This is a genomic window from Aeromonas sp. HMWF015, from assembly GCF_963878965.1.
In the GTDB taxonomy this organism is placed as follows: Bacteria; Pseudomonadota; Gammaproteobacteria; order Enterobacterales; family Aeromonadaceae; genus Aeromonas; species Aeromonas veronii.
This window is the reverse complement of sequence record NZ_CAWNZT010000354.1, coordinates 1-784: the sequence shown is the minus strand read 5'-3', so window position 1 is coordinate 784 and position 784 is coordinate 1. Positions and strand designations below refer to the sequence as shown.

At 61.0% G+C, this 784-nt stretch carries 2 protein-coding genes; both read right to left on the bottom strand.

Annotated features, from left to right (window positions below; all coding sequences use genetic code 11):
• Positions 1–4: 4 nt before the first annotated feature.
• A complete protein-coding gene (locus AACS18_RS17725; RefSeq protein ID WP_108541196.1) occupies positions 5–613 on the bottom strand; it encodes a ubiquinone biosynthesis accessory factor UbiJ in 609 nt (202 codons plus the stop codon).
• 8 nt (positions 614–621) lie between these two features.
• On the bottom strand, positions 622–784 hold a 163-nt coding region (locus AACS18_RS17720), incomplete at its 5' end, for a class I SAM-dependent methyltransferase (protein WP_181363317.1).

Genomic DNA, 784 nt, shown 5'->3' with positions numbered 1-784 from the left:
GTCATCAGGTCACCTGCTGTTCAAAGCGGGCCAGCCGCAGTTCGACGGCCTTGAGCTGCTGGGCCAGCACCTCGACGTCATCGTTGAAACTCGCCACTTCCAGCGGGCCGGGGGCGAGGCGGGCCTCTTCGGTCAGATATTCCGCCAGCTGGCTGCGGGTGCGGCACAGCTCGCGACCGACCAGACGACGGGCCTGACGGGCACCGCTAAACAGGGTGTGGGCCAGCACGTCGCCGGTATAGCGCGACAGCTTCTCCTCCCAATCGATATCCAGCTCACCCAGCAGCACGCTGAATGCCTGTACCAGCTGGGGATCACCGCTCAGATCCAACTTCTCCTCACGGATATAACGGGTCAGGGCGGACGGGTCTTTCAGCAGACCGAGGGCGGTCAGGGAGAGACTGAGCACCGCATCCGCCTCCCCTTCATGCTGGGCCAGCACATCCAGTCGACGCTCGGAGAAGACAAACCAGAGCGGCTTGAGTTCACGCAACTCCAGCTTGAGCACCTTGCCCACCAGTTTGCGCAGCCGCTCCGGGCTCTGTTTGTCCAGCGCCAGCAACTGGTTGAGGCTGGTTTCGATCACCGCGGTGACCATGGCATCCATCGGCATAGGCAACCTTAAAACTTGTAACCGCGGTGCAGGGCGACCACACCCTGAGTCAGATTGAAGTACTCCACCTGCTCGAACCCGACATTTTCCATCATGCCAGCCAGGGTCTGCTGATCCGGGTGCATGCGGATAGACTCTGCCAGATATTTGTAGCTTTCACTGTCGTTCGCA